Source organism: Kitasatospora sp. NPDC004289, from assembly GCF_053602875.1.
On the sequence record NZ_JBSGEL010000184.1, the window covers coordinates 1 to 1,576 of the forward strand.

The window sequence follows — 1,576 nt, forward strand, 5'->3', positions numbered from 1 at the left end:
CAAGGAGGTGGGAGTGCTCATCTCGAAGCAGGCTTCCCGCTTAGATGCTTTCAGCGGTTATCCCTCCCGAACGTAGCCAACCAGCCATGCCCTTGGCAGGACAACTGGCACACCAGAGGTTCGTCCGTCCCGGTCCTCTCGTACTAGGGACAGCCCTTCTCAACACTCCTACGCGCACAGCGGATAGGGACCGAACTGTCTCACGACGTTCTAAACCCAGCTCGCGTACCGCTTTAATGGGCGAACAGCCCAACCCTTGGGACCTACTCCAGCCCCAGGATGCGACGAGCCGACATCGAGGTGCCAAACCATCCCGTCGATATGGACTCTTGGGGAAGATCAGCCTGTTATCCCCGGGGTACCTTTTATCCGTTGAGCGACGGCGCTTCCACAAGCCACCGCCGGATCACTAGTCCCGACTTTCGTCCCTGCTCGACCCGTCGGTCTCACAGTCAAGCTCCCTTGTGCACTTACACTCAACACCTGATTGCCAACCAGGCTGAGGGAACCTTTGGGCGCCTCCGTTACTCTTTAGGAGGCAACCGCCCCAGTTAAACTACCCACCAGACACTGTCCCTGATCCGGATCACGGACCCAGGTTAGACATCCAGCACGACCAGAGTGGTATTTCAACGACGACTCCACCCAAACTGGCGTTTGGGTTTCAAAGTCTCCCACCTATCCTACACAAGCCGAACCGAACACCAATATCAAGCTATAGTAAAGGTCCCGGGGTCTTTCCGTCCTGCTGCGCGAAACGAGCATCTTTACTCGTAATGCAATTTCACCGGGCCTATGGTTGAGACAGTCGAGAAGTCGTTACGCCATTCGTGCAGGTCGGAACTTACCCGACAAGGAATTTCGCTACCTTAGGATGGTTATAGTTACCACCGCCGTTTACTGGCGCTTAAGTTCTCAGCTTCGCCACGACGAATCGTGACTAACCGGTCCCCTTAACGTTCCAGCACCGGGCAGGCGTCAGTCCGTATACATCGCCTTACGGCTTCGCACGGACCTGTGTTTTTAGTAAACAGTCGCTTCTCGCTGGTCTCTGCGGCCGGCCCCAGCTCAAGGAGTAAATCCCATCACCAGTTCCGGCCCCCCTTCTCCCGAAGTTACGGGGGCATTTTGCCGAGTTCCTTAACCATAGTTCACCCGAACGCCTCGGTATTCTCTACCTGACCACCTGAGTCGGTTTGGGGTACGGGCCGCCATGAAACTCGCTAGAGGCTTTTCTCGACAGCATAGGATCATCCACTTCACCACAATCGGCTCGGCATCAGGTCTCAGCCTTAATGAGTGGCGGATTTGCCTACCACTCGGCCTACACCCTTACCCCGGGACAACCACCGCCCGGGCTGGACTACCTTCCTGCGTCACCCCATCGCTCAGCTACTACCACCTTGGTTCGACGGCTCCACCACTCCCCTTTGCCCGAAGGCTCCGGGGCGGCTTCACGGTCTTAGCATCAGAAGGTTCACCGTTGGCGCTTCAAAGCGGGTACGGGAATATCAACCCGTTGTCCATCGACTACGCCTGTCGGCCTCGCCTTAGGTCCCGACTTACCCTGGGCAGA

1 rRNA gene is annotated in these 1,576 nt (G+C 57.0%); it reads right to left on the bottom strand.

Features of this window, described 5'->3' with window-relative positions:
• Positions 1-1,576 (bottom strand): 23S ribosomal RNA (locus ACWEPF_RS39920); the annotation flags it as partial.